This is a genomic window from Mesorhizobium sp. Primo-A (genome assembly GCF_003997175.1).
GTDB lineage: Bacteria > Pseudomonadota > Alphaproteobacteria > Rhizobiales > Rhizobiaceae > Mesorhizobium > Mesorhizobium ciceri.
Genome location: NZ_RZTG01000004.1, coordinates 108030 through 133723, shown reverse-complemented (window position 1 = coordinate 133723; position 25694 = coordinate 108030). Strand labels below are relative to the sequence as shown.

22 protein-coding genes are annotated in these 25694 nt (G+C 64.3%); 12 read left to right on the top strand and 10 right to left on the bottom strand.

Going from position 1 to position 25694, the window contains the following annotated elements; translation table 11 throughout:
- Positions 1-13: 13 nt before the first annotated feature.
- Genes EOC83_RS08770 through EOC83_RS08760 form a run of 3 tightly spaced genes read right to left on the bottom strand, consistent with a single transcriptional unit; the run spans position 14 to position 2729 of the window.
- Entirely contained in the window at positions 14-682 is a 669-nt protein-coding gene (locus EOC83_RS08770) for an HAD-IA family hydrolase (RefSeq protein ID WP_063169694.1), read from the bottom strand.
- Positions 679-1959: a Tm-1-like ATP-binding domain-containing protein gene (locus EOC83_RS08765; protein ID WP_063169693.1), complete on the bottom strand. Its 1281-nt coding sequence runs from the start codon at positions 1957-1959 to the stop codon at positions 679-681. The genes EOC83_RS08770 and EOC83_RS08765 overlap by 4 nt, the downstream gene beginning before the upstream one ends.
- The gene (locus tag EOC83_RS08760; protein WP_063169692.1) at positions 1959-2729 is read right to left on the bottom strand and encodes an IclR family transcriptional regulator; all 771 of its coding nucleotides are present in this window, start codon (positions 2727-2729) and stop codon (positions 1959-1961) included. Before EOC83_RS08760 ends, EOC83_RS08765 begins: the two co-directional genes overlap by 1 nt.
- A gap of 173 nt (positions 2730-2902) precedes the next feature.
- Between EOC83_RS08760 and EOC83_RS08755 the strand changes: the two genes are divergently transcribed.
- From EOC83_RS08755 to EOC83_RS08730, 6 genes are all read left to right on the top strand, one after another.
- Positions 2903-4351 (top strand): APC family permease, encoded by a 1449-nt coding sequence (locus EOC83_RS08755; RefSeq protein WP_027161147.1) that lies wholly within the window; start codon positions 2903-2905, stop codon positions 4349-4351.
- Positions 4352-4409: 58 nt separating this feature from the next.
- Positions 4410-5603, top strand: a complete 1194-nt coding sequence (locus EOC83_RS08750) for a cytochrome P450 (protein ID WP_063169691.1) — start codon at positions 4410-4412, stop codon at positions 5601-5603.
- Positions 5600-7087: an aldehyde dehydrogenase gene (locus EOC83_RS08745; RefSeq protein WP_063169690.1), complete on the top strand. Its 1488-nt coding sequence runs from the start codon at positions 5600-5602 to the stop codon at positions 7085-7087. The genes EOC83_RS08750 and EOC83_RS08745 overlap by 4 nt, the downstream gene beginning before the upstream one ends.
- Positions 7088-7331: 244 nt before the next feature.
- Positions 7332-8186, top strand: coding sequence for a MetQ/NlpA family lipoprotein (locus tag EOC83_RS08740; RefSeq protein ID WP_013528557.1), 855 nt, complete (start codon positions 7332-7334; stop codon positions 8184-8186).
- Positions 8187-8277: 91 nt separating this feature from the next.
- A complete protein-coding gene (locus tag EOC83_RS08735; RefSeq protein ID WP_063169689.1) occupies positions 8278-9375 on the top strand; it encodes a methionine ABC transporter ATP-binding protein in 1098 nt (365 codons plus the stop codon).
- Positions 9356-10012: a methionine ABC transporter permease gene (locus tag EOC83_RS08730; RefSeq protein ID WP_027161152.1), complete on the top strand. Its 657-nt coding sequence runs from the start codon at positions 9356-9358 to the stop codon at positions 10010-10012. Before EOC83_RS08735 ends, EOC83_RS08730 begins: the two co-directional genes overlap by 20 nt.
- A 78-nt stretch (positions 10013-10090) precedes the next feature.
- Here the strand turns inward: EOC83_RS08730 and EOC83_RS33660 are convergent, their stop codons facing one another.
- Positions 10091-10405: a Fic family protein gene (locus tag EOC83_RS33660; RefSeq protein ID WP_335919019.1), complete on the bottom strand. Its 315-nt coding sequence runs from the start codon at positions 10403-10405 to the stop codon at positions 10091-10093.
- A gap of 10 nt (positions 10406-10415) precedes the next feature.
- Here EOC83_RS33660 and EOC83_RS33655 point away from each other — a divergent pair, with 10 nt between their 5' ends.
- Positions 10416-10679, top strand: a complete 264-nt coding sequence (locus EOC83_RS33655; protein ID WP_335919021.1) for a hypothetical protein — start codon at positions 10416-10418, stop codon at positions 10677-10679.
- Between the two features lie 191 nt (positions 10680-10870).
- On the opposite strand, the gene EOC83_RS08715 is transcribed toward EOC83_RS33655, so the two are convergent.
- From EOC83_RS08715 to EOC83_RS08700, 4 genes are all read right to left on the bottom strand, one after another.
- Positions 10871-12001: an aminomethyltransferase family protein gene (locus EOC83_RS08715; protein ID WP_063169688.1), complete on the bottom strand. Its 1131-nt coding sequence runs from the start codon at positions 11999-12001 to the stop codon at positions 10871-10873.
- 51 nt (positions 12002-12052) lie between these two features.
- On the bottom strand, positions 12053-12829 hold the full coding sequence (locus tag EOC83_RS08710; protein WP_063170417.1) for an ABC transporter substrate-binding protein: 777 nt from the start codon (positions 12827-12829) through the stop codon (positions 12053-12055).
- 123 nt (positions 12830-12952) lie between these two features.
- Positions 12953-14695, bottom strand: a complete 1743-nt coding sequence (locus EOC83_RS08705) for a hydantoinase B/oxoprolinase family protein (protein ID WP_063169687.1) — start codon at positions 14693-14695, stop codon at positions 12953-12955.
- A 1-nt stretch (position 14696) separates the two neighbouring features.
- Entirely contained in the window at positions 14697-16781 is a 2085-nt protein-coding gene (locus EOC83_RS08700; RefSeq protein WP_063169686.1) for a hydantoinase/oxoprolinase family protein, read from the bottom strand.
- A 221-nt stretch (positions 16782-17002) separates the two neighbouring features.
- Here EOC83_RS08700 and EOC83_RS08695 point away from each other — a divergent pair, with 221 nt between their 5' ends.
- From EOC83_RS08695 to EOC83_RS08675, 5 genes are all read left to right on the top strand, one after another.
- Positions 17003-17830 (top strand): ferredoxin--NADP reductase, encoded by an 828-nt coding sequence (locus EOC83_RS08695; RefSeq protein ID WP_063169685.1) that lies wholly within the window; start codon positions 17003-17005, stop codon positions 17828-17830.
- A 152-nt stretch (positions 17831-17982) separates the two neighbouring features.
- Positions 17983-19032, top strand: coding sequence for a deoxyribose-phosphate aldolase (gene deoC, locus EOC83_RS08690; RefSeq protein ID WP_063169684.1), 1050 nt, complete (start codon positions 17983-17985; stop codon positions 19030-19032).
- Positions 19033-19102: 70 nt separating this feature from the next.
- Complete coding sequence (locus EOC83_RS08685; protein ID WP_024502141.1) at positions 19103-21475, top strand: aldehyde dehydrogenase family protein; 2373 nt, start codon at positions 19103-19105, stop codon at positions 21473-21475.
- 186 nt (positions 21476-21661) lie between these two features.
- Positions 21662-22393: an SDR family oxidoreductase gene (locus EOC83_RS08680; RefSeq protein WP_013528567.1), complete on the top strand. Its 732-nt coding sequence runs from the start codon at positions 21662-21664 to the stop codon at positions 22391-22393.
- A gap of 218 nt (positions 22394-22611) precedes the next feature.
- Complete coding sequence (locus EOC83_RS08675) at positions 22612-23457, top strand: fumarylacetoacetate hydrolase family protein (RefSeq protein WP_024502142.1); 846 nt, start codon at positions 22612-22614, stop codon at positions 23455-23457.
- Positions 23458-23623: 166 nt separating this feature from the next.
- Here the strand turns inward: EOC83_RS08675 and EOC83_RS08670 are convergent, their stop codons facing one another.
- Positions 23624-24622 (bottom strand): ABC transporter ATP-binding protein, encoded by a 999-nt coding sequence (locus EOC83_RS08670; protein WP_024502143.1) that lies wholly within the window; start codon positions 24620-24622, stop codon positions 23624-23626.
- 15 nt (positions 24623-24637) lie between these two features.
- Positions 24638-25693 carry a Gfo/Idh/MocA family oxidoreductase gene (locus tag EOC83_RS08665; protein WP_024502144.1) on the bottom strand — a complete coding sequence of 352 codons (1056 nt, stop codon included), beginning with the start codon at positions 25691-25693 and terminating at the stop codon, positions 24638-24640.
- Position 25694 lies beyond the last annotated feature (1 nt).

Below are 25694 nucleotides of genomic sequence, written 5' to 3'. Positions count from 1 at the left end.
CTCCGCAAAAATCTCAGGCAACTGGGACGAGGTCGAAATGGCCGAGCGCCTCGGCATAGGAATGAGCCGGGCGAGCGACGTCGAAATGCACCGTGCGCATGCCGGCAGCACAGCCGCCATCGACATTGCGCCGCTGGTCGTCGACGAAGACGCAAGCGCCGGCAGGCAGGCCAAGCGCCTCGGTGACGAAGGCATAGGCACGCGGGTCGGGCTTGAGGATGCCGGTGTAAGTGGCGTCGATGATAACATCGAACAGGCCGAGCAACGGCAGCCGCTGGCGGAAGTCGGCGCCGTAGAACAGGTCGAGTTCATTGGACAGGATGGCCAGTCGAAAACCGGCGGCATGCACCGTGCGAATGGTGCTGTCAGCCTCCGGCCGCACCACCTTTTCCGGCTCGGCCCCTCGCGCGCGCCGGACGAAGGTCTCCATCGCCTGCCAGTCCTCCCCCACCAGACGGCCGACCTCGCTTGTGCGTGTGCGCCAATAGTCACGCTCGCTGATCTCGTCGGCCTGCATGGCGCGCCACAGCGGATCGCTGCCCGGATCGAACGGCCCGCGCCATTGCAGCGTCCCCGGCGCGAGGCCGAGCGCCTGTTCGGTCAAGGCGTGGGTCTCGAACAGCGTGCGGGTGACGACGCCGCCGAAATCGAGGACAAGCGCCTGGACGGGAACAGCACTCACGCCGCCACTCCCTCGGCCGGCTTGCCGCGCGGAACGATGCCTTCCTCGACCCAGCGGTCGAAGATCTCGAGCGCCTTGCCGACGAAGTCGTCGCTGTTGATGTGAGCGTCGATCTCGTGGAACTCGACGCCGGCGGGAATGACCTTGCGCATTTCGTCAGTGAAGGCGGCCAGGGCTTCCGGCTCATAGAGCGGCTCGCCCTCCACGTCCCATTCCTGGATGCCCTGGGACGGCAGGATGAAGGCGGAGCGGCCTCTGGCGGCACCGAGCTTGGCGGCGATGGTCCTGGCGACCTGGCGGCGATCGTCGGCATCGACGGTGATCGAAGCGATCAGCCTGTTGTGGGCATGAAACGGTCGCGTCGAGAATTTAGCCGGCAAATCCTGCCAGGTCGGCAGGTCGACCATGTCGACCGCGCCGGGTGCTGCGATCTGCGGAACGCCGCGGGCACCGGCATTCTCCAGCCGGTCGGTGCCGGAACTGACGACGGAGCCCGCGAGATGGTTGGTGATCTCCTGCAGGCTGAAGTCGAACACCGCGCAGAAATGGTCTTGGCCGGCAATCGATTCGAAGGCGCGGCCGCCCATTCCGGTGGTGTGGAAGACGGCAACGTCATAGCCGCGCTGTTCCAGCGCCGGCTTCAGCGTCTTCATGTAGCGCAGGCAGCTGCTGCCGAGCGAGGTCATGCCGATGGTCGGGCCTGTTGCCCGCGCCGACACGCGCGACGCCAGCACGATTTTCGCCGCGCCGACGACCGCACCACAGGCCTGTGACAGGACCAGCCTGCAGATCGAGTTGAGGCCGTACAGCCCGCCCGCCCAGAGGATCATCATCAGGTCGGGCGCGACGCGCTCGGGTGGGATGAGGTGCGAATAGGCGATGGTCGAGACGACGAATTTCGGCACGCCGAGCGGCAGGCAAAGCGCCACGTCGAGCGCCAGATCGGTTCCCATCGAACCGCCGATGGCGATGAAGGCGTCAATCTCGCCGTTTTGATGGAGCTTGCGCACCAGTTGCACGGCGCCGCCGGCCATCAGCGTCATGGCGGTGTTCTCGTCACCACTCGAAACGATCTCGGCGATCGTCACATCCACCGCCCGCGCCACGGCGTGCTTATCGTGGTCCGGACTGTAGGGCGGGTCGCCCAGCACGCTGACATCCATCATCACGGCGCTGCCGCCCGACTGCTCGATGCACTGTTTCATGAACAACAGCTCTTCGGCCTTTGTGTCGCCCGTGCCGATGACCAGGATGCGGGGTGCTGTCTCCGAGGGCATCAGGCCTGCCTCCTCAGGGTTTGCAGGTTTTCACCGTTGAGGCGCATGGAAATCTCCCGTGCCGCCGCCCTCACGGCAAGTCCCCGCTCCGTGATCGCGGCCGCCGTCGTTCTGGCCTTTGGCGCCGCCACCGCGATGGTGCCGAGCGCAAAGCCATCCGCCCCGCGGATTGCCGCCGCGACGCTGATCACACCTTCCTCATAGCCCTGGTCGCAGATCGAATAGCCGCGCTCGCGCGCCTCGCCCATGGATCTTGAGATGGCGGCCGGCTCGATCAGCGTATGGGCCGTGAAGGCATCGAGCGAACCCGTCAGGCACGCCTTGACGGTCTCGTCGCGGGCGAAGGCCAGATAGGCGATGCCCGACGCGGTCGAATGCAAAGGCAGCAACTGACCGATGTCGATGTTGACCCGGTTTGCCCATGCTGGATGCTCGACGTTGACGGTGACCAGCCTGTCGACGCCGAATTCCGACAAATGCACGGTCTCGGCCGTCGATGCGGCCAGGTCCCGCACCAGCGGAACGGCCGTCTGCAGGAAGGGAAAGCGCGCCTCGCGGATGCGCGCCAGCCGCGACAGCCCGGCGCCGAGGCGATAGTGCCGCGTACCCGCATCCTGCTCGACGAAACCACGGCCGGCCAGCGCTACCAGCAGCCGCCTTGTCGTCGCCTTGTCGAAGCCCGAGCGGCGCGCCAGATCGGACAGGCCGAGCTCGGGCTCGTCGACGTTGAACAGCTCCAGAAGCGAGATCGCTTTTCCGACCGTACTCAAATTTGCCTCCCCGTTCGGGACAATCATTTAACGTGTGAATTAACTTGACAGGCATCAGCATTGTTTGCAAGTCTATATTCAAAATAACGGTTCAAATAATGAACCAACCGCCAGAGTGCATGGGACAGGCCATTCGGCCGGCGAACTCAAGGGTTTGCAAACAGGAGGGATCAATGACAGCAGTCTCGGAACAGGCGCCGGCCAACAGGCTGCGCAAGAACAGTCTTGGCGTCGGCGCCATCACCTTCATGGTGATTTCTGCGGCCGCCCCACTCACGGCAGTCGCCGGCGGCACGCCGCTTGGCATGCTGATGGGCAATGGCGCCGGCTTTGCCGGCACCTATCTCATCGTGACCGTGCTGCTGCTTTTGTTCGCGGTCGGCTATGTCGCCATGTCACGCCATGTCGGCAATGCCGGCGCCTTCTATGCCTATGCCGCACGCGGCCTCGGCAGCATGGCCGGCGGCGCCACGGCGCTGATCGCCATCCTGTCCTACAACGCCATGCAGATCGGCGTCATGGGCCTGCTGGGCGCCGCAACCGCCGGCCTGTTCGCCGGCTGGGGCATCAACCTGCCCTGGTGGGTGTGGAGCTTCATCGCCATCGCGCTGGTCGCCGTGCTCGGCTATCGGCAGGTCGACCTCTCCGCCAAGATCCTGACGGTGCTGGTGCTGTGCGAATATCTTGTGGTGCTGATCCTCGATATCGCCATCCTCAAGACCGGCGGCGATAGCGGCCTGTCGGCGGCGCCATTCAGCTGGAGCCAGATCGTCAGCGGCTCGCCGGCCATCGCCATCCTGTTCTGCTTCGCCGCCTTCATCGGTTTCGAGGCGACGACGATCTATGCCGAGGAAGCCCGCGACCCAAAGGTCACCATTCCGCGCGCCACCTATTTCTCGGTCGTGCTGATCGGCGTCTTCTACATGCTCACGGCATGGCTGATGGCGGTCGGCGCCGGTGTCGACAAATTGCTGCCGACGCTGCAGGGATTGCAGGATCCGACGACCTTCCTGTTCGGCCTGTCCGACCGCTACGCCGGCACGATGCTTTCGCAGGCGATGAGCATCCTGTTCGTGTCGAGCCTGTTTGCCGGCGTGCTGGCGTTCCACAATGCGGTTGCGCGCTACATCTACGTCTCGGGCCGCGAGAAGCTGTTGCCGCAGACGATCGGCGTGACGCATCCGGTGCACCAGAGCCCACATGTCGCTTCCGTCATCCAGAGCGTGCTCGCCGCGGTCGTTGTCGGCCTGTTCGCCGTGCTCGGCCTCGATCCGGTGCTGGCGCTGTTTTCGTGGCTGACCAATGTCGCGACGCTCGGTGTCATCGCGATGATGGCGGTGGCATCGCTTGCCGTGGTGATGTTCTTCCGCGCCAACCCGGCGGCCCACGAGAATGCGCTGAAGACCACCATCCTGCCCGGGCTGACCTTCATCGCCTTCGTCATCATCATCTATTTGATCGTCATCAATTTCGGCAGCCTGTCGGGAGCCGGCGGTTTCCTTGGCGTGTTCCTGCCGGGGCTGGTGCTGATCGCCGCGATCGTCGGCCTGCTGCTGGCCAGCGCGCTGAAGAGCCGCGATCCGGTCGCGTTCAAAAACCTCGGCCAGCCGCTGAAAGATTGAGAAAAGCAAAGGGGCGGCATGCCACGCCGCCCCTTACACCACAAGGGGAGTGGCGGATTTGAGCTTTGCCGAAAATATCACCGTCGAGGCATTGGAAGCCGATCCCTACCCGATCTATGCAGAGCTCAGGCGCAGTGCGCCGGTCGCTTTCGTGCCGGCGGTCAATCTTTGGTTCGTCACCCGCTGGAAGGATGTCGAGAGCGTCGCCAAGTCGCCCGAGATCTTCTCCGCCGTCGTCGGCTCGTCACCAGTTGAGCGTTCCTTCGGCAAGCCGACCATCCTGACCACCGATGGCGAGACGCACAAGCAACTGCGCCAAGGCGTCGACCCGAAATACCGGCCGCGCACCGTCGCCGCCTATGCCGGCGACCTCGTGCGGTCGATTGCCGAACCTTTTCTGGACCGGATCGTCAACCAGGGCTCCGCCGAGCTGATGACCGATTATTTCGAGCCGGTGTCGACGCTCAGCCTGGCGCGCTCGCTCGGCCTTGCCGGCATCGATATGCCGACGCTGCGCCGCTGGTTCTACGGCCTTGCCCAGGGCGCCATCAATTTCGAGAACGATCCGAAACGGCAGGAGATCGCCGACGCAATCAGTGCCGAGGTCGGCGACGCCATCCTGCCGACGCTGGAAAGACTTGCGCGCCAGCCAGATGACTCGGCGCTGTCGCATATGCTGCATGACGGCATGCCGGAGGGCACGACGCGGCCGATCGACTTTCTGATGCCCAGCATCAAGGTCATTCTGCTTGGCGGCATGCAGGAGCCCGGACATGGCGCCGGCTCGATCCTCGCCGGCCTGCTGGCCCATCCCGAGCAATTGCGGCAGGTGCTCGCCGATCCCGAGACTTTCGTGCCGAGGGCGGTCGACGAGGGCCTGCGCTGGGTGGCGCCGATCGGTACGCAGACGCGGCAGACGACGCGGGCAGTCGAGATTGGCGGCGTGACGATCCCGGCCGGCGCTGCCGTCGCCGCCCTCGTCGCTTCGGCAAGCCGCGACGAGAGCCGCTTTGCCGATCCCGACCGCTTCGACATCAACCGCAACGAAGGCAACCATGCCGCCTTCGGCTTCGGCCATCATTTCTGTTCGGGCCGGTTCTTCGCACGCGAGCAGATGTGCCTTGCGGTGCGGCTGTTGCTCCAACGCTTCCCCGATCTCAGCCTTGTGCCGAGCAGGGAACCGGTGTTTCGCGGCTGGGAATTCCGCGCGCCAACCACATTGCATGTTTCCCTTGGAGTCCGTCACCAATGATCAGTCAGAATGCCATCGAAACGCTGCGCAAGACGGAGATCGGCGCGCAGGGCCTGTTCATCGATGGCGTGCAGGTCGAGGCAACAAGCGGCGCAAGCCTGCCGGTGACGTCGCCGATCGACGGCCGACCTTTCGCCAGCATCGCCGACGGCAACGCCGCCGATATCGACCGCGCCGTGAAGTCGGCGCGCAAGGCGTTCGAGAAGGGCTCGTGGTCGCGCGCCACACCCGCCTTTCGCAAGAAGGTGCTGACGAAATTCGCCGAGCTGGTCGAGAAACACGCCGATGAGCTCGCCGTGCTCGGTGTGCGCGACAACGGCACCGAGATCGGCATGGCCTACAAGGCAGAACCGCTGTCGGCGGCAGGCACCATCCGCTACTATGCCGAGGCCATCGACAAGGTCTATGGCGAGATAGCGCCGACGGCCGAGAATGTGCTCGGACTGATCCACAAGGAGCCGCTCGGCGTCGTCGGCGTCATCGTGCCGTGGAATTTCCCGCTGATGATCGGTGCCTGGAAGATCGCGCCTGCACTTGCCGCCGGCAATTGCGTGGTGGTCAAGCCGCCGGAGATCGCCTCGCTGACGCTGCTGCGGCTGGCCGAACTGGCAAGCGAGGCCGGCTTGCCCGCCGGTGTGCTCAACGTCGTCACCGGGCTTGGCGCGGTCACCGGCGAGGCGCTCGGCCTGCATATGGATGTCGACGCCATCGCCTTCACCGGTTCCGGCCCGGTCGGCAGGCGGCTGCTCGAATATTCCGCTCGCTCCAATCTGAAGCGCGTCTTCCTCGAACTCGGCGGCAAGTCGCCGAACATCGTCTTTGCCGACGCCCCGGACCTGAAACAGACAGCGGTCGTCTCGGCCAATGGCATCTTCCGCAATTCCGGCCAGGTCTGCGTCGCCGGCTCGCGGCTTCTCGTCCAGTCAGCGGTCTACGACCGCTTCATGGACGAACTGCTCTCGGCAACCATGCGGCTCAAAGTCGGCGATCCGCTTGATCTCACCAGCGATGTCGGCGCGGTATCGAGCGCCGAACAGCTGGACAAGAACCTCGGTTTCGTCGCCAGGGCCACGGAAGAAGGTGCCCGTCTCGTCACCGGCGGCCAGCGGATGCTGACCGAGACCGGTGGCAGCTACATGGCGCCAACGATCTTCGAGAATGTCATGCAGGACATGCAGTTGGCGCGCGAGGAGGTGTTCGGGCCGGTGCTCGGCGTCATGCGCTTCGAGACCGAGGAGGAGGCGGTTCGGCTTGCCAATTCGACCGTCTACGGGCTTGCCTCCGCGGTGTGGACCGCCAATCTCTCCACCGCGCATCGCATGGTGCGCGCCATCAATGCCGGCGTCGTCCACGTCAACACCTATGGCGGCGCCGACATCACCGTGCCGCTCGGCGGCGTCAAGCAGTCCGGCTTCGGCCGCGACAAGTCGCTGCACGCGCTGGAGAAATATTTGGAACTGAAGGCGGCCTGGATCGCGCTTTGACGGCACGCTGAGCTCTCTGAGAATCTGACGACCTCCAGACGCGCGCAAGATCGCGCCGCGATCCGCTGCGGCCGGCCAAGCAGCGGCTTTTGCTCACGCTCTTGAAAATTTTGAGAGAATATTCCCGGCTTTGGCGAGAATGGCGAAACGCGTTCTTTGATAAACTTGATAGAATTTCTGAGGATGCGACCAAGGCTAGGCAATCCGCCTCGCTGCCATGACTTCACAACCGCAGAGATCAATCATGACTGACTTCAAGAACACTTTGCCATCTTCCCCCGGGTCAACCGTCAACCGGCGCAGTGGCCTTGCTCTGCTGTTCGCCTCAGTCGTCGCGATCGGCAGCCTGATTGCACCGCATGCGTCGTTTGCCGAGGACAAGAAGGCGATCAAGGTCGGCATCATCAGCGGCGAGGACGAGGACGTCTGGCGCGTCGTCGTCGCGCAAGCCGCCGAAAAGGGCCTTGCCATCGAGACGGTGGTATTCAACGACTACACCCAGCCCAACGAAGCGCTGGAGCGCGGCGAGATCGACGCCAACGCCTTCCAGCACCAGCCCTATCTCGACAACCAGATCAAGACGCAAGGCTACCACATCGTCCGTGTCGGCTATACCGGCGTCTGGCCGATCGGCCTCTACTCTAAGAAGTTCAGCAAGGTTGCCGACCTGCCCGAGGGCGCGGTCATTGGCGTGCCCAACGACCCATCCAATGAAGGCCGGGCGCTGCGCGTGCTGCAGAACGAGGGCGTGATCAAGCTCAGGGATGGCACCGGCATTCTGGCCACCACCGCCGACATCGCCGAGAACGCGAAGAAGGTGGTGATCAAGGAACTTGACGCCGGTATCGTCGGCCGCTCGGTCGAGGATCTCGATGCGGCCGTGGTCAACACCGACTGGGCGCTGAAAAGCGGCCTGTCGCCGGAAAACCGCATCGCGCAGGAGCCTATCGCCGACAATCCCTACCGCAACTTCATCGCGGTGAAGACCGGTAACGAGAACGAGGCCTGGGTGAAGACGCTGGTGGCTTCCTATCAGAACGAGGCGGTGAAGGCCGAGTTCGACAAGGTCTACAAGGGCACCGGCCTCAGCGCCTATTGATCCGGTCCTCGGCCGGAAGCCCGGTTCGAGAGCAACAGCGGTCCGCGCTCAGGCGCGGGCCGCGATTGCGTTTTCGGGAACAGGAATATTCATGAACCAGCATATCACGGCATCCGGGGAGACCGCCGATCCGACCCAGACCCGGCCCGACGCATCTCAGGATGTCGTGCGCCTTGTCGACCTGAAGCGCCATTTCGGTGTGACGGCGGCGCTCGACGGCATTTCGCTGACCGTGCGCAAGGGCGAGATCCTCGGTATCATCGGCCGCAGCGGCGCCGGCAAATCGACGCTGATCCGCTGCCTGAACGGGCTGGAACGGCCTGACTCCGGCGAGGTGTTCATCGAGGGCCGCGAGATCAGCCGGCTCGGCGAGCGCGACCTGCAGCCGCTGCGGCGGCGCATCGGCATGATCTTCCAGCATTTCAACCTGCTGTCGGCCAAGACCGTCGAGGACAATGTGGCGCTGCCGCTGAAGATCGAGGGCCGGCCGAAAGCCGAGAGGCTGAAGCGCGCCGCCGAACTGCTCGATCTTGTCGGCCTGTCGGAGAAAGCCAAGGCCTATCCGGCGTCGCTGTCGGGCGGCCAGAAGCAACGGGTCGGCATCGCCAGGGCGCTTGCCGCGCGCCCGGCGCTGCTCCTGTCGGACGAAGCCACCTCGGCGCTCGATCCGGAGACGACGCGCTCCATCCTCGCACTGCTCAAGGACATCAACCGGCAGCTTGGCCTGACCATCCTTTTGATCACCCATGAGATGGAGGTGATCCGTTCCATCGCCGACCGCGTGGCGTTGATCGACGCCGGACGCATCGTCGAGCAAGGGCCGGTCTGGTCGGTGTTTGCCGACCCACGCTCCGAGATCACACGCAGCCTGCTCGGCGCCATCAGGCCGCAGCTGCCGGCCGAGCTGGCAGCGCGGCTGCTGCCGGCGGCCGGTGCGGAAACCATCCTGCGCGTCGACGTGGCCGGCGAGGCGGCAAGCGGCCCGCTGCTGTCCGACCTTGCGATTGCGGTTCCGGGCGCCTTCCGCCTCGTCCATGGCGGCATCGACCATATCCAGCAGCAGCCGGTCGGCACGCTGTTCCTTTCGGTTCCCGGCAGCGATGCAAATCATCTTGCTGACATCATCACATTCCTGAAGGCTCGCCAGGCGCGGGTGGAGGTGCTTGGCCATGTCGCCAATCCTGTTTGAACTTCTGCTGCGTTCGATCTGGGAGACGGTGCTGATGACGGCCGCCTCCGGCCTCATCTCGCTGGTCTTCGGCCTGCCGCTCGGCCTGGCGCTGATTGCTACCGAACGCGGCGGCATTGCCGAAAGCCTTTGGGTGAACCGGGCGCTCGGCGCCATCATCAACGGTTTCCGCTCGGTGCCCTTCATCATCCTTCTGGTGGCGCTGATCCCGGTGACGCGGCTGATCGTCGGCACCTCGATCGGCACATGGGCAGCCATCGTGCCGCTGTCGATCGCCGCCACGCCCTATTATGCGCGCATCGCCGAAGTGTCGCTGCGCGAAGTCGATCGCGGGCTGATCGAGGCGGCGCGCGCCATGGGCGGCAACCGCTGGACGATCATCCGCGAGGTGCTGGTGCCAGAAGCCCTGCCCGGCATCGTCGCCGGCTTCACGGTGACGCTGGTGACGCTGATCGGTGCGTCAGCCATGGCCGGCGCGATCGGCGCCGGCGGCCTCGGCGACCTCGCCATCCGCTACGGCTACCAGCGTTTTGAGACGTCGGTGATGATCGCAGTGGTCATCGTGCTGATCATCCTGGTCTGCGGCATCCAATGGGTGGGGGATCGGTTGGTGGCGAGGCTGGATAGACGGGGGTGATTGTTAGGCCGACGAACTAGGCGATGATATCTTCTATCAGTGCTTGCAATGACGCTTCTGAACCGCTGAAACTGTCGATCATGGCTTGAATGACGCGATCCCGTCAAGGATGTCGTCATTGAATGTCAGGCCCGCGTGCTCGGCGAGCATCGCAAGGAAGGTGAGCTGGGTTCGGCCGTTGCCTTCGCGAAACGGATGCACGGCGTTGATCTCCGCGACGATGTGCGCCAGATGCTTCGCAAAGCTGGTGCCGTCGAGATGAGCTAAGCGGTCGGGATTGCCGAGTTCGCGAAAGACCCGCGCCATCTCGGTGGCGATGTGTTCGGGATAGCAGAACCAATTGCCGGCCTTGCCGATGCGGATGGTGCGCGGCTGACCGGCCCAGCCACACATCCTGGAACAGGTGCCGGTGCAGGCCGAGATAGTGACGGTAGTCGAGTTCGCCTGCCGGCAATGGCTCGTCAGCGCGAGTCAGGAACAGCGCGAGCTCGACTTCATCAAGCTCAGCCTGGTCGCGGATGTCCAACAGGTTAATGAGCACCGTCGTGCCGGGGTAGCACAGCGGATCGAACTCAGCGGCGTAGACCAACGTCTATTTCTTCTTGCGGATTTCTTCCTTGATGAGCGAACGCCGCTCATCACCGGACAGTCCGTGTCGTACGCCTAGGGCGAGTAATTTCGCCATGCGAGGCGATAAGGTCATGCCTTCCACGGCGCTGATTTTCTCGCCGCGCTCGCTGGTCAGCACGAACTGGCCGGTCTTGGCTGAACGGCTGGCTCGTGAGCTAGGAGACTTCATTTCGAGACAATATCATAACCATTGAGGAGAGACCAAAATGATTTCCAGGGTAAGCCCAGTTAGCCGCGCAACCTCCCCCCCTCGGGATCGAAGAACGGTATCGGCGCCACGACCGCCCGGCTCGGCCTGCCATCGATGTCTATGCTGAGTTCGGTGCCAATCGCGGTGAAAGGCAGCCGCAGGTGCGCCGTGGCCAGCACCTTGCCCAGGGAATAGCCGTGATCGCTGTAGGTGACGATGCCGGCGTCCTCGCCATCGGCCAGGACCCTGGCATCGGTGGCGGCCGGCGTGTCGCCGTCGAGGATCAGGCCGACCCATTGCTCGTCGAGGCCCTTGTCGCGGACCTTGAGCAACGCTTGCCGGCCGACGAAATCGCCCTTGTCGAACTTGATCCAGCGGTCGAGGCCGACATGGAACGGGGTGCGGCTCTCGTCCATGTCGATGCCGTGCGCCGGATAGGCCTTTTCCAGGCCCAGCGTGAACATTGCCAGCACGCCATAGGGTTTCAGGCCAAAGTCCCGGCCGGTCCGCATCAGCGCGTCCCAGACCGAAGCGGCCTCGTCGGCCGGCACGAACAGCTCGAAGCCGAGCTCGCCGGTGACCCCGGTGCGCGAGATCAGCACCCGCGTGCCGTTGATGTGGCCTGACGTGAACGACCAGCGTTTCAGCCCGTCCAGATCGGCATCCGAGATCATCGCCTTCAACAGTTCGCGCGAGCGCGGGCCCTGGATGGTCGGGAAGGCGATGGCTGCGGTTATGTCGGTGACATAGGCCTTGCGACCCTGCGCGTGATGCAACAGCCAGGGCAGCATCTTCAGGCGGTTGACCGAGCCGGTTACCAGCATGAAGTGCTCCGGACCCAACCGAAACACGGTGAGGTCGTCCATGATGCCGCCATCCTCGCGGCAGACCGTGGAATAGCGGACCTGGCCCGGTTTCATGGCAGCGGCATTATTGACGATGACATGGTTGACCAGCGCCTCGGCGTCCGGCCCCTTGATGTCCATCTTGCCCATGGTGCTGAGATCCTGCACGCCGACATTTTTGCGGGTGTTCAGATGCTCGTCGGCAATGCCGGAATAGGTTTTAGCGGAGATGAAATCGCCCCCGACACGACCCATGGTCGCGCCCAGCCCGACGATGCTGCTGTAGAAAGGGGAACGCCGCTCAGCCAAGGAAGTCTCCATCATTCAAGAAAAACGGCAGCGCCAGCCGGCGCTGCCGGAAGGCATGTTGTCGTCTCAGCTGCCGTAGACGTCGAAGGAGAAGTACTTGTCGTTGATTTCCTTGTACTTGCCATTGGCGCGCAGCGCGTCGATGGCCGCATTGAGCTTGTCGGCCAGTTCCTTATTGCCCTTTTGCAGCGCGATGCCGACGCCAGGGCCGTGAATGGCCGGATCGGCGGTCAGCGTGCCGAGCAGCTTGCAGCAGGCGCCGTCTGGCTTCTTCAACCACTCGGTCAGGATGATCGAGCCGTCCATCATCGCGTCGAGGCGGCCATTGGCCATGTCGGTGCGGGCATCGTCGCCCGTCGGATAGGCTTTGACCGTCGAGCCTGCATATTTCTGGTCGGCGAATTTCTGGTGGATGGTCGCGGTCTGCACGCCGAGCGCCTTGCCTTTCAGATCATCGGGCGACGTGCCCGCGATGGTCGAATCCTTGGGCACGGCGATAGCCGGCGGCGTCTGGTAGTATTTGTGGGTGAACTCGACCTTCTCGGCCCGCTCGGGTGTGATGGTGATGTTGATGATCGCGTCGAACTTGCCGGCCTGCAGCGCCGGGATCGAGCCATCGAAATCCTGCACGCTGAACTCACACTCGGCCTTCATCTCAGCACACAGCGCCTTCCCCAGCTCGATGTCGAAGCCGCCCAGCGTGCCGTCGGCACTGGCGTAGTTGAAGGGCGGATAGGCGCCCTCGGTACCGATCCTGAGTTTTTTGTCCTGGGCGGAGGCGGCACCAGTGGCAAGGGTGAGGGCGACGGAAGCGGCAAGCACGAAACGACCGAAAAGACGCATGTTCGAGATCCCCGTTGAAAGCGGGAAGTCTACGGTCTTCCAGGCGCGCGGCGGAGACGGAAACGACATGCGCTGCGGCGATCACGGCGCGGCGAGCAGACCAGGCGAGCGATCGGTGATGTGTTAGCCGACGCGCTGCTTGTCGGTGGCCGTCCGGTCGATGGCCAACTCCCCGGCCGAGAGGACAACGCCAAACTTTTCGGTGGCTTCCTCTGATGTGTAGTACCCCAGCGCCACGTCGCGCAGCACAAGATCGGCATCGCGCTGCAGCGGATCGCCATAGCCGCCGCCGCCCGGCGTGCCGACGCGCACGCGGTCGCCGGCCTTGAGCGCAATGTCCTGTTCTTTGGACAAATGCGGCGGCACGTGTTCCTCGCCGTTGCGGAAGACGGTCACCGTGTTGACGGCGCCGTCCTTGCCGCCAAGCGCGCCCTGCGGGCCGAACCGGCCATGGTCCATGACGAAGGAAGCGCGGGCGTCGCCGCGCAGGATTTCCACCTCATAGGCGAGGCCGAAACCGCCGCGATGCTTGCCGGCGCCGCCGGAGCCTTCACGCAAGGCGTAGTGGCGGTAGAGCACCGGGAATGCCTGTTCCATGATCTCGACCGGCGGCGACTTGGAGATGCCGATGGTCGAGCAGCCATTGGTCAGGCCGTCATGGCCTGAATTGCCCCCATAACCGCCGCCGGAGATCTGATACATGACGTAGTCGCGGCCGCGTGCCGGGTCGTTGCCGCCGAGTGCGAAATTGCCGCTGGAACCGGCGGGTGCGGCGGTCACCTTGTCCGGCAATGCCTGCACCATCGCCGCAAACACCGCCTCGGCGATGCGCTGCGACACCTCGGCGGCGCAGCCCGAGACGGGCCGCGGATATTTGGCGTCGAGGAACGTGCCTTCCGGCCGCTTGACGATCAGGGGTTCAAACGCGCCGGCGCTGATCGGCACATCCGGGAAAATGTGGCGCATGGCGAGATAGACCGAGGATAGGGTCGTCGCCAGCACGCTGTTCATCGGCCCGGCGCAGGGCTTTGACGAATCGGTGAAATCGAAGGTCAGCGTGTCGCCCTGTTTTTCGACGGCGAGCGCGATGATCAGCGGCTCGTTGACCACCCCATCGGAATCGACAAAGGCCTTCGAATGGTAGGTGCCGTCGGGAATGGCTGAGATGTTGGCGCGCATCTGCTCGGCCGCGCGGCGGCGCAGTTCGGCGATCGCCGCGACAACAGTTTCGTCACCGTAACGATCCAGGATTCCATTCAGCCGATCCTGGCCGATCAGCAGTGCGGCGGCCTGGGCCCTGATATCGCCGATGCGCTGGTCGGCGACGCGGATGTTGGAGCAGATGATGGCGTAGATTTCCGGGTCGAGCACGCCCTTCTTGAACAGTTTGACCGGCGGCAGCCGCAGGCCTTCCTGCTCCACGGCAGTCGCCGAGGCTGAAAATCCGCCCGGCACCGAGCCGCCAATGTCGGGCCAATGGCCGGTGTTGGATAGCCAGCAGAAAATCTTGCCGTCCCGGTAGACCGGCATGGCGAAGCGCACATCCATCAGATGGGTGCCGCCGAGATAGGGGTCGTTGACGACGTAGATGTCGCCTGGTTCCGGCGGCAGGCAACGGCCGTCGGCGATCATCTCGATCACCGTCCTGGTCGAATACTGCATGACGCCGACGAACACCGGCAGGCCCTGGCTGCCTTGCGCGATCAGCGAACCGTCGACAGCCGAATAGATGCCGTCGGAACGGTCATTGGCCTCGGCGATGACCGGCGAGAAAGCGGCGCGAGAGAACGTAAGGTCCATCTCGTCGCAGACCTGCTGCAGGGCCGCCTGGAGGACCGAAAGGGTGATGGCGTCGAGCTTTGCCATATCAGGCCTCGCCAATGTCGATGATGATGTTGCCGTCAGCGTCGCTGCGTGCGCGGTCGCCGGGTTCGAGCACGGTGGTGGCATCCATCTGTTCGAGGATCGCCGGGCCTTCGATGATAGCATCGAGCGGCAGCTTTTCACGCGCATATACGGGCGTGTCGTGCCAACGGCCGGCATACCAGACCGGCCGGATTTCGCGCCGCGCCTCGTCCAGCGTTGCTGCGCGCCCCGCCGGATCGATCAGGCGCGACAGATCGATCGCCAGACGCACGCCGGTGACCGATGTATTGAGATTGACGAGATTGGCTCGGATTTCCGGCAGCTCGACCTTGAAGCGGGCGAAATAGGCCTTTTCGAAAAGCTGCTGCAGCGTTGCCCGGGTCACCGAGGAGGACGGCAGCGCCACGTTGATGATGTGGGTCTGGCCGACGAACTGCATGTCGGCGGAGTGGGTGACGCGGATCGTCTCCGGCTTTACCGCTTCCTTGCCGATCAGCTCCTCGCCTTCGTTTCGGTGCCGTTCCAATACCCCATGAAGGCGCGTTTCGTCGAGCACCGACACCGGCTGGTTGATGGTGTTGACGAAGTCGTGGCGCAGGTCGGCAACGACGCAGCCGAGCGCGTTGGTGATGCCTGGACGCGCCGGCACCAGCACCTTGGGCAGGCCGAGTTCGCGCGCCAGGGCAGTCGCATGCAGCGGCCCGGCGCCGCCAAAGGCGAACAGCGCGAAATCGCGGGGGTCATGACCGCGTGACACCGACACCATGCGGATGGCGCCGGCCATCTTCATGTTGCCGAGCCGCAGCACCGCGCCCGCCGCCTCGACGCCGGACAGGCCGGTCGGCTTGCCGATTTTCTCCTCGAAGATGCCGGTGACGCGCTCTGATGTGACCGGGTTTTCGACTGCCAGCAGCTTCTTCGGCGCCAGCCGGCCGAGCACCAGATTGGCGTCGGTGATGGTCGGATCGAGGCCGCCGCGCCCGTAGCAGATCGGGCCGGGGTTGGCGCCGGCGCTTTCCGGGCCGATCTGGATCAGGCCGGCCGCGTCGACGCGGGCGATCGAGCCGCCGCCGGCGCCGACCGTGTGCACCGCCACCATCGGCACATGGATCGGCATGGCATATTCGATCTCGATCTCGTTCGAGACAGCCGGCTCGGCATTGCGGATCAGCGCCACGTCGGTCGAAGTGCCGCCCATGTCGTAGGTGACGAGGTTTTCGAAGCCGGCACGTTTTCCGGTGTAGGCGGCGGCGATGACGCCCGAGGCCGGACCGGACATGACAGTCTTGGCCGATTCACGTGTGACGAAGCGGGCCGAGATCATGCCGCCATTGCCGTTCATGATCAGGAAGTCGCGGGCATAGCCTTTTGCAGCCAGTTCCTTGCGCAGCCGCTCGACATAACGCTCGAGGATCGGCTGCACCGAGGCGTTGACCGAAGCGGTGACGCCGCGCTCGAACTCGCGCGCCTCCGACAGCAGCGCATGGCCTGCCGTGATGTAGCCGTTCGGCCAGAGCTCGGCGGCAATTTCGGTGGCGCGCCGCTCGTGCGCCGGATTGGCGTAGGAATGCAGGAAATGGATGACGAGGGATTCGCAACCGGCCGCGATCAGCGTCTGCACCGCCTCGCGCATTTCGGCCTCGTCGAGCGGTGTGCGTATCTCACCCGACGCCTCGACGCGCTCCGACACTTCGAGCCTGAGATTGCGCGGGATGATCGGCACGAAGCTGCCGGTCATGCCATAGGCCTGCGGCCGCGTGCGCCGGCCAAGCTCGATCACGTCGCGAAAACCGCGCGTGGTGATCATGCCGGTTTTCGCCAGCCGGCGTTCGAGCACCGCATTGGTGGTGGTGGTCGTGCCATGCACGATGAGGTCGATGCCGTCGATCGGAAATCCGGTGGCGCCGAGTGCCGAAACGACACCGAAGGCCTGGTTGTCGACCGTGGTCGGCGTCTTGGCCAGATACACCCTGCCGCCATCGCTTCCGTCGATCAGGAGCAGGTCGGTGAAGGTGCCGCCGACATCGATACCGGCAACGACATTTCCCTGGGGATCGCGCGCTTGCGCCGAAATATTCTCTTCCATCGTCGAAACCCGAAATGCGCGGACTACGGATATGCGTCAGTTTGGAAAGCTGTTTTAAGGGAGCATCTTGACGCAAATATCGTTTGTATACTAATAAATTCCGGACACAAGAGCTTGCCGCTTTGGAGTGTGCGAACAGCACGCCGGGACCTGAATGGTCCGGGCGCGCAGGTGAAGGTTTGGCGCCCGCGTCCGTGAGCTGGGCCAGAAGGTTGGATTTGATGAACACCACATCCGCTCTCAACACCGTCGGCGCCCGACCGCTGCAGTTCCCGATTCCGGCCAATGTCTATGCCGAAACCGTGGTCTCGGTGAAGCACTACACCGACCGGCTGTTCTCGTTCCGCATCACCCGTCCGCAGTCGCTGCGCTTCCGCTCCGGCGAGTTCGTCATGATCGGCCTGCCCAATGCAGAGAAGCCGGTGTACCGCGCCTATTCGGTGGCGAGCCCGGCCTGGGACGAAGAGCTGGAATTCTTCTCGATCAAGGTGCCGGACGGCCCGCTGACTTCGGAGCTGCAGAAGATCCAGGTCGGCGACACCGTCATCATGCGCCAGAAGTCGACGGGCACGCTGGTGGTCGACGCATTGACGCCGGCCAAGCGGCTGTTCATGATCTCGACCGGCACCGGCATCGCGCCCTTCGCCAGCCTGCTGCGCGACCCCGACACCTACGAAAAATTCGATCAACTGATCCTGACCCATACCTGCCGCGACAATGCCGAGATGACCTATGGCCAGGAGCTGGTCGCAGCACTTGAAAGCGACCCGCTGATCGGTGAACTGACCACTGGGCGCGTCACGCTCTACAATTCGACGACCCGCGAGGAATCGGCACGCATGGGCCGCATCACCGCGCTGATCGGCTCCGGCAAGTTCTACAGCGATCTCGGCATCGACAAGCTCAACCCGGAAACCGACCGGATCATGATCTGCGGCTCGATGCATATGCTGAAGGACGTCAAGGAACTGGCCGAAAGTCTCGGCTTCGAGGAAGGCTCGCTGAGCCATCCGGCGACTTTTGTCGTCGAGCGCGCCTTCGTCGGCTGAGCCGCACCAACATCTCGAAGTCTACGTTTTTGACCGCACGGTCAAAAACTGCTGCTTTCGCCGCCTTTTTCGGTTATGACCGCCCGCAGGACTCGTGAAGTACGGCTTCACGGGCTATCTTCGGCATACGTCGCTGAATGAAAGGGCAGGAGATGAGCAGCACAATCCGCGAAGCCGATGTCGGCCCGTCCAAGGTGACGCCGCTGCCGGCGCGTGCCGCCGCCAATACAGCCGTCCCGCACGATCATCGCATTGCGCGCAACCCCGGCATGAAGCTCGACCTTGGCTTCATGGAATCGGTGCGCAGCGTCAATCGCTCGGCGCTGGAACGGCGCGTCGCCAGCCTGACCAAGCGGCGCTCGATCAAGGCCGACAACCAGGCCGCCTGGCTGCTGCGCGCCGTCGCCTGCATGGATTTGACGACGCTGAATTCCAACGACACCGAGGAGCGCGTGCGCCGGCTCTGCGCCAAGGCGATCAACCCGTTCCGCCGCGACATTGTCGAGGGCCTCGGCATATCAGGTGAAATCATCCGCCCGGCCGCCGTCTGCGTCTACCACCCCTTCGTTGCCACCGCCGTCGATGCGGTGCGCGGCACTGGCATCCATGTCGCCGCCGTCTCCACCGCCTTTCCGCATGGCCTGGCGCCGCTGTCGACCCGTCTGCAGGAGATCGAGGCCTCGGTCCGTGACGGCGCCGACGAGATCGACGTCGTCATCCCGCGCGGCCTGGTGTTCGGCGCCAAGTGGCGGGAGCTTTACAATGAGATCGTCTCGATGCGCGCCGCCTGCGGTGATGCGCATCTGAAGGTCATCCTCGGCACCGGCGACCTCGCCACGCTGCGCAATGTCATGCTGGCCTCGATGGTGGCGATGATGGCGGGCGCCGATTTCATCAAGACCTCGACCGGCAAGGAAAGCGTCAACGCGACGCTGCCCGTCGGCCTCGCCATGGTGCGTGCCATCAGGGCCTATTTCGAGGAAACCGGCTATCTCATCGGCTTCAAGCCGGCCGGCGGCATTTCCACGGCCAAGGCCTCGCTCGACTGGCTGGTGCTGATGAAGGAAGAGCTCGGCCGGCCATGGCTGGAGCCGGACCTGTTCCGCTTCGGCGCGTCGAGCCTCTTGACCGACATCGAGCGCCAGCTCGAGCATCATCTGACCGGACATTATTCGGCCAATCATCGCCACGCGATGGCGTAAGCCTTTACCCCCACCCCGATCGGCTTTTGCCGATCGACCCTCCCAGGCGGGAGGGTGAAGGAGGCACCTGATGAACATTCTCGATCGCTATCACGCCATGGAATACGGCCCGGCACCGGAGGCCCGCAACGAGGCCGACGCCTGGCTTGCCGCGCGCGATTTCGGCAAGGCGCTGTTCATCGGCGGCGACTGGAAAGCCGCTGCCGGCGGCAAGACCTTCGAGACCAGCGAGCCGTCTTCCGGCAAGCTGCTGGCCGAGGTCTCGGACGCCAATGCCGCCGATATCGACGCGGCGGTTGCGGCCGCCGCCAAGGCGCTGCCGAAGTGGTCGGCAGCCTCAGGCTATCAGCGTGCCAAAGTACTCTATGCCATCGGCCGCGCCATGCAGCGGCATCAGCGCCTGTTCGCGGTGCTTGAGACTATCGACAACGGCAAGCCGATCCGCGAAAGCCGCGATATCGACGTGCCGCTGGCGATCCGCCATTTCATCCACCATGCCGGCTGGGCGCAGGCGCTGGACAGGGATTTCCCCGGCCATAGGGGTGTCGGCGTCGTCGGCCAGATCATCCCGTGGAACTTTCCGTTGCTGATGCTGGCCTGGAAGATCGCGCCGGCGCTCGCCGCCGGCTGCACCGTGGTGCTGAAGCCGGCCGAGTTCACGCCGCTGACCGCCATCCTGTTCGCCGAGATTTGCGAGCGTGCCGGCGTGCCGAAGGGCGTCGTCAACATCGTCCAGGGCGGCCCTGAGGCCGGCGTCGCCATCGTCAACCATCCCGGCGTCCAGAAGATCGCCTTTACCGGCTCTTCCGAGGTCGGCAAGATCATCCGCAAGGCCACCGCCGGCTCGGGCAAGAAACTGTCGCTGGAGCTCGGCGGCAAATCGGCTTTCATCGTCTTCGAGGATGCCGATCTCGACAGCGCCGTCGAAGGCCTGGTCGACGGCATCTGGTTCAACCAGGGCCAGGTCTGCTGCGCCGGTTCGCGGCTCCTGGTGCAGGAAGGCATAGCCGACGCCCTGATCGCCAAGGTCAAGACGCGGATGAGCCGGCTGCGCGTCGGCAGCCCGCTCGACAAGAACACCGATATCGGCCCGCTGGTCGATCTGACCCAGCTCGAGCGCGTCAAGGGCCTGGTTGCCGAAGGCGCCAGACAGGGCGCTGTTTGCTGGCAGCCGGATGCCGGGCTGCCGTCCTCCGGCTACTACCATCTGCCGACGCTCGCCACAGGTGTTTCGCCAGCTAACATATTGGCGCAAGAAGAGGTGTTCGGCCCTGTTCTGGCGACCATGACCTTCCGCAACACCGAGGAAGCGATCGAGCTCGCCAACAACACGCGCTATGGCCTCGCCGCCTCGGTGTGGAGCGAGAACGTCAACCTTGCCCTGCACGTCGCGCCGCAATTGAAGGCCGGCGTGGTCTGGGTCAACGGCACCAACATGTTCGACGCCGCCTGTGGCTTCGGCGGCTACCGCGAGAGTGGTTTCGGTCGTGAGGGCGGGCGCGAGGGTATGTTCGAATATCTCACGGCAAAATTGCCGCTCGGCCCGGTCATCAAGCCGGCGACGATGTCGGCGCAACCGGTCGAGCAGGCCGACGGCGCGGCAATCGACCGTACGGCAAAGCTGTTCATCGGCGGCAAGCAGGTACGGCCGGACGGCAATTATTCGCTCGCCATCGCCACCGCCAAAGGCAAGCTTGCCGGCGAAGTTGGGCTCGGTAGCCGCAAGGATATCCGCGATGCCGTCTCCGCCGCCCGCGGTGCCAAGGCCTGGCCGGAGGCGACCGCCTATAACAGGTCCCAGGTGCTCTATTATCTGGCCGAGAACCTTTCCGGCCGCGCCGGCGAGTTCGCCGCCCGTCTCACCGAATTGACCGGCGCCACGCCCAAGGCCGCGCGGGAAGAGGTAGAACAATCCATCGAGCGGCTGTTCCTCTATGCCGGTCTGGCCGACAAATTCGAGGGCCGCGTGCACCAACCGCCCGCGCGTGCCGTGACATTGGCGCTGCACGAGCCGGTCGGCGTCGTCGGCATCGTCGCGCCGGATGCCTCGCCGCTGCTCGGCCTGATCTCGCTGATTGCACCCGCACTTGCGATGGGCAACACCGTGGTCGCAGTGCCGTCGGAGCGCTACCCGCTGCTGGCGACCGATCTTTACCAGGTCATCGAATATTCCGACATTCCCTCAGGCGCCATCAACATCGTCACCGGTCGCAGCGCCGAACTCGCCGGCGTGCTGGCCAAGCATGACGATGTCGACGGGCTTTGGGTGTTCGCCGATGCCGAGACCTGCGCCAAGGCGGAAGCCGAGTCCATCGGCAACCTCAAGCGCGTCTGGAGCGGCAATGGCCGCGGCATCGACTGGGCATCCGACCAAGCCGCCGGCGACGCCTTCCTACGCCGCGCCGTCGAGGTCAAGAATGTCTGGGTGCCTTACGGCGATTGATGGCCTGCCGGTACTGTTCAGATCGTGTTCGGGCTTGACGCCCGGACAGATGTTCTTTAACGAGAAAAAACATCTTTATCAGTGAACGGTCAACGGCGCAGGCTGCACGATCACGCGTGACTGGCACATGACGCCTTGGCCAGCCGCAGGTAGACCCGGACTATCCCAGCGGACGAGGAGAACAGCATGGCGGATCTGGCAGGCAAGGTCGTTGTCGTCACGGCAGCGGCGCAAGGGATCGGCAAGGCGAGCGCACTGGCCTTCGCAAAAGCCGGCGCCATCGTCTACGCCACCGACATCAACGAGACGCTGCTGGCGGAACTCGCCAAGACGCCAGGGATCAAGACCCGCAAGCTGGACGTGCTCAACGACGAAGCCGTCAACGCCGCCTTTGCCGAGATCGGTGTCGTCGACGTGCTGTTCAATTGCGCCGGTTTCGTCCATTCGGGCTCGATCCTGGAGATGAAGGACGGCGACCTCGATTTCGCGCTGAACCTCAATGTCCGCGCCATGATCCGCACCAGCCGGGCCGTGCTGCCCGGCATGCTGGAACGCGGCGACGGATCGATCATCAACATGGCCTCGCTGGCCAGTTCCACCAAGGGCGTGCCCAACCGCTTCGTCTATGGCCTGACCAAGGCCGCGGTCATCGGCCTGACCAAGGCGATAGCCGCCGACTATGTCGGCAAGGGCATACGCTGCAACGCCATCTGCCCCGGCACGGTCGAGAGCCCGTCGCTGCAGGACCGCATGCACGCGCAAGGCGACTATGATGCCGCCCGCGCCGCCTTCATCGCCCGCCAGCCGATGGGCCGGCTCGGCACGCCGGAGGAAATCGCCGATCTGGCCGTCTACCTGGCCGGCGCCACGTACACGTCCGGGCAGGCCTACAATATCGACGGCGGCTGGTCGATCTGACTGCGGAATCTTGCGTGGGCCGGACGATCTGGCCCGTTGCCGGCGTTCAACAGGGGATCGAACAGTCTGAAAATCCCGCGCGCCGGCTATCTTGTATGGCGATCGCGCTTGTCCGTAGTCAGGTCGGTGAGTACGGTCCGCCGGTTCCTTGAAGGAGCAATCGCCTTGGCGGAAAGTTTGCAAAAGGCCGCGAGGCCGCAATCAGGAGAAGGATTTAGATGAAACTGCTGCGCTATGGCGAGGTGGGAAGCGAACGTCCCGGCCTGCTCGATGCGGATGGAACGATCCGTGATCTCTCCGCTCACGTCACCGATATCGGCGGCAAGGCACTCGATCCGGCATCGCTGGCAGCACTCGCCAAGCTAGATCCGAAGTCGCTGCCGGCGGTTTCCGGCAGCCCGCGCCTCGGCGCCTGCGTTGCCGGCACGGGCAAGTTCATCTGCATCGGCCTGAACTATTCCGACCACGCCGCCGAGACCGGCGCCACCGTGCCGCCGGAGCCGATCATCTTCATGAAGGCAAGCTCGGCCATTGTCGGGCCGGATGACGACGTGCTGATCCCCCGCGGCTCGGAGAAGACCGACTGGGAAGTCGAGCTGGCCGTGGTCATCGGCAAAACCGCCAAATATGTCAGCGAGGCCGATGCGCTCGACTATGTTGCCGGCTATAGCGTTGCCCACGACGTCTCCGAACGCGCCTTCCAGGCCGAGCGCCAGGGCCAGTGGACCAAGGGCAAGAGCTGCGACACCTTCGGCCCGACCGGCCCATGGCTGGTGACCAAAGACGAAGTGGCCGACCCGCAGAACCTCAAAATGTGGCTGACCGTCAACGGCAAGACGATGCAGAACGGCTCGACCAAGACCATGGTCTATGGCGTCAAGTATCTGGTTTCCTATCTCAGCCAGTTCATGTCGCTGCACCCCGGCGACATCATCTCCACCGGCACGCCGCCCGGCGTCGGGCTGGGCATGAAGCCGCCGGTGTTCTTGAAGGCCGGCGATGTGGTTGAACTGGGCATTGAAGGCCTGGGGCAGCAGAAGCAGACGTTCAAGGCGGACGTTTAGGCAGTACATTTCGGGGTCGGCGCTGCCCCCTCATCCGGCCGCTTCGCGGCCACCTTCTCCCCGCTGGGGAGAAGAGACTGGCGTCGGCGCTGACAATCTCCTCTCCCCTCGGGGAGAGGTCAGCCGAGCGAAGCGGAGGCTGGGTGAGGGGGCTGCGCCGGCGTATCTACTTCAGCACCTTCCCATCCGCACCAAACCGATACGTCTTCGCCGGATCCGGCGTCGCATACAGCGTGGCACCCGGCTCGGCATCGTAAACACCAAAAATCCGCACGGTGATCAGCCCGGCCTTCTCGCAGTCGAGATAGAGGTTGGTGTCGGCGCCGAGATGCTCGGCGTGCACCACCGTTCCCTTCCAGGAGCCGGATTTCGGATCGACGGTCAGATGTTCCGGCCGCACGCCGATGGTCCTGGCGGTTTCGCCGAGACGGGCGCCGTCGACGAAATTCATCTTCGGTGAGCCGATGAAGCCGGCGACGAACTCATTTGCCGGCGAATTGTAGAGCTCCATCGGGCCACCGATCTGCTCGATTTTCCCTGCGTTGAGCACCACGATCTTGTCGGCCAGGGTCATCGCCTCGACCTGGTCGTGGGTGACGTAGATCATCGTCGCCTTCAGCCGGCGGTGCAATTGCGCGATCTCGAGCCGCGTGTTGACACGCAGCGCGGCATCGAGGTTCGACAGCGGCTCGTCGAACAGAAACAGCTTCGGCTCGCGCACCACGGCGCGGCCGATGGCGACGCGCTGACGCTGGCCGCCGGAGAGTTCGGCCGGCCGCCTTTCGAGATAGGGCTCCAGCGACAGCATCGACGAGGCGATGCCGATGCGGCGCTCGATCTCCGGGGTCGGCGTGCCGGCCTGCTTGAGGCCGAGGCCCATATTGTTCTTCACCGTCAGATGCGGATAGAGCGCATAGGTCTGGAACACCATGGCGATGCCGCGCTTGGCCGGCGGCGTGGCCGAAACGTCCGCGCCATCGATGACGACGCGGCCCGAGGTCGAATCCTCCAGTCCGGCGATGACCCTGAGCAGGGTCGACTTGCCGCAGCCGGACGGCCCGACGAAAACGACGAACTCGCCGTCGTTCACTTCGAGGTTGATGCCCTTCAGCACCTCGACCGGCCCAAAGGCCTTCTTCACGTTCTCGATGTTCAGCGAGCCCACGGCTTCGTCCCTGTTCTAGAGTTTGACGGCGGCGCCACTGCGCACGCTCTCGTCGGCGGCAAGGCAGACGGCGAGCGATTTGACCGCGTCGTCCATATGTTTGGTGAGATCGAGATCCTCGCGGATTGCCTTCAGCACGAAGGCCTGTTCGAGGTCGCAGAGGTCCTGATGGCCGGGTTCGCCCTCCATCGACAACATCTCGTCTGGCTTGGCGAACTTGCCGTCCGCGCCGGTCGCCGCATTGTGCAGGCGGATGGTCGAGGTCTTGGTGTGGGTGTCGATGTCATCGGACTTCACACCTTCCTTCATGACGATCGACACGCAGCCATTGGGCGAGATGACGTCCTTCACGAAGAAGGCGGTTTCCGAAATCATCGGCCCCCAGCCGGCCTCATACCAGCCGACCGAACCGTCATCGAACAGCACCTGCAAGTGGCCGTAATTGTACATCGAGGGCGCGACCTCGTCGGTCAGCCGCACGCCCATGCCGCGCACTTCCACGGGCTTCGCATCGGTGATCTGCAGCATGACGTCGAGATAGTGCACGCCGCAATCGACGATCGGCGAGGTCGTCTGCATCAACTGCTTGTGCGTCTCCCAGGTATGGCCCGAGGATTGCTGGTTGAGGTTCATGCGGAAGACGTAGGGGCCGCCGAGCTTGCGCGCTTCGGCGATGAGCCTGATCCAGGACGGGTGATGGCGCAGGATGTAGCCGATCACCAGCTTCCTGCCGTTGGCCTTGGCCGCCGCGACGACGCGCCTGGCATCGGCCACCGTCGTTGCCAGCGGCTTTTCGACGAAGACGTGGCAACCGGCCTCGAACGCCTTCACCGCATAGTCGGCATGGCTGTCGGAATAGGTGGCGATGCAGGCGACATCGGGCTTTTCGTCACGCAATGCCTCGTCGAAGGAGCGCCTGATGCCGTAACCCGACAGCCCGTCCGGCAGCGGCACGTCGGAGCGATTGATCAGCGCCGCGATCTGGAAACCTGGATTGGTATGGTAGGCCAGCGCATGGCTGCGGCCCATATTGCCGAGGCCGGCGACGACGACACGCAGGGGTTGGGCCATT

Coding starts and splice junctions, on each gene's coding strand:
- EOC83_RS08765 (WP_063169693.1), bottom strand. CDS start 1,959: ATGCCCTCGGAGACAGCACCCCGCATCCTGGTCATCGGCACGGGCGAC.
- EOC83_RS08755 (WP_027161147.1), top strand. CDS start 2,903: ATGACAGCAGTCTCGGAACAGGCGCCGGCCAACAGGCTGCGCAAGAAC.
- EOC83_RS08745 (WP_063169690.1), top strand. CDS start 5,600: ATGATCAGTCAGAATGCCATCGAAACGCTGCGCAAGACGGAGATCGGC.
- EOC83_RS08740 (WP_013528557.1), top strand. CDS start 7,332: ATGACTGACTTCAAGAACACTTTGCCATCTTCCCCCGGGTCAACCGTC.
- EOC83_RS08735 (WP_063169689.1), top strand. CDS start 8,278: ATGAACCAGCATATCACGGCATCCGGGGAGACCGCCGATCCGACCCAG.
- EOC83_RS08730 (WP_027161152.1), top strand. CDS start 9,356: ATGTCGCCAATCCTGTTTGAACTTCTGCTGCGTTCGATCTGGGAGACG.
- EOC83_RS33660 (WP_335919019.1), bottom strand. CDS start 10,405: ATGTGTGGCTGGGCCGGTCAGCCGCGCACCATCCGCATCGGCAAGGCC.
- EOC83_RS08715 (WP_063169688.1), bottom strand. CDS start 12,001: ATGATGGAGACTTCCTTGGCTGAGCGGCGTTCCCCTTTCTACAGCAGC.
- EOC83_RS08710 (WP_063170417.1), bottom strand. CDS start 12,829: ATGCGTCTTTTCGGTCGTTTCGTGCTTGCCGCTTCCGTCGCCCTCACC.
- EOC83_RS08705 (WP_063169687.1), bottom strand. CDS start 14,695: ATGGCAAAGCTCGACGCCATCACCCTTTCGGTCCTCCAGGCGGCCCTG.
- EOC83_RS08700 (WP_063169686.1), bottom strand. CDS start 16,781: ATGGAAGAGAATATTTCGGCGCAAGCGCGCGATCCCCAGGGAAATGTC.
- EOC83_RS08695 (WP_063169685.1), top strand. CDS start 17,003: ATGAACACCACATCCGCTCTCAACACCGTCGGCGCCCGACCGCTGCAG.
- deoC (WP_063169684.1), top strand. CDS start 17,983: ATGAGCAGCACAATCCGCGAAGCCGATGTCGGCCCGTCCAAGGTGACG.
- EOC83_RS08685 (WP_024502141.1), top strand. CDS start 19,103: ATGAACATTCTCGATCGCTATCACGCCATGGAATACGGCCCGGCACCG.
- EOC83_RS08680 (WP_013528567.1), top strand. CDS start 21,662: ATGGCGGATCTGGCAGGCAAGGTCGTTGTCGTCACGGCAGCGGCGCAA.
- EOC83_RS08675 (WP_024502142.1), top strand. CDS start 22,612: ATGAAACTGCTGCGCTATGGCGAGGTGGGAAGCGAACGTCCCGGCCTG.
- EOC83_RS08665 (WP_024502144.1), bottom strand. CDS start 25,693: ATGGCCCAACCCCTGCGTGTCGTCGTCGCCGGCCTCGGCAATATGGGC.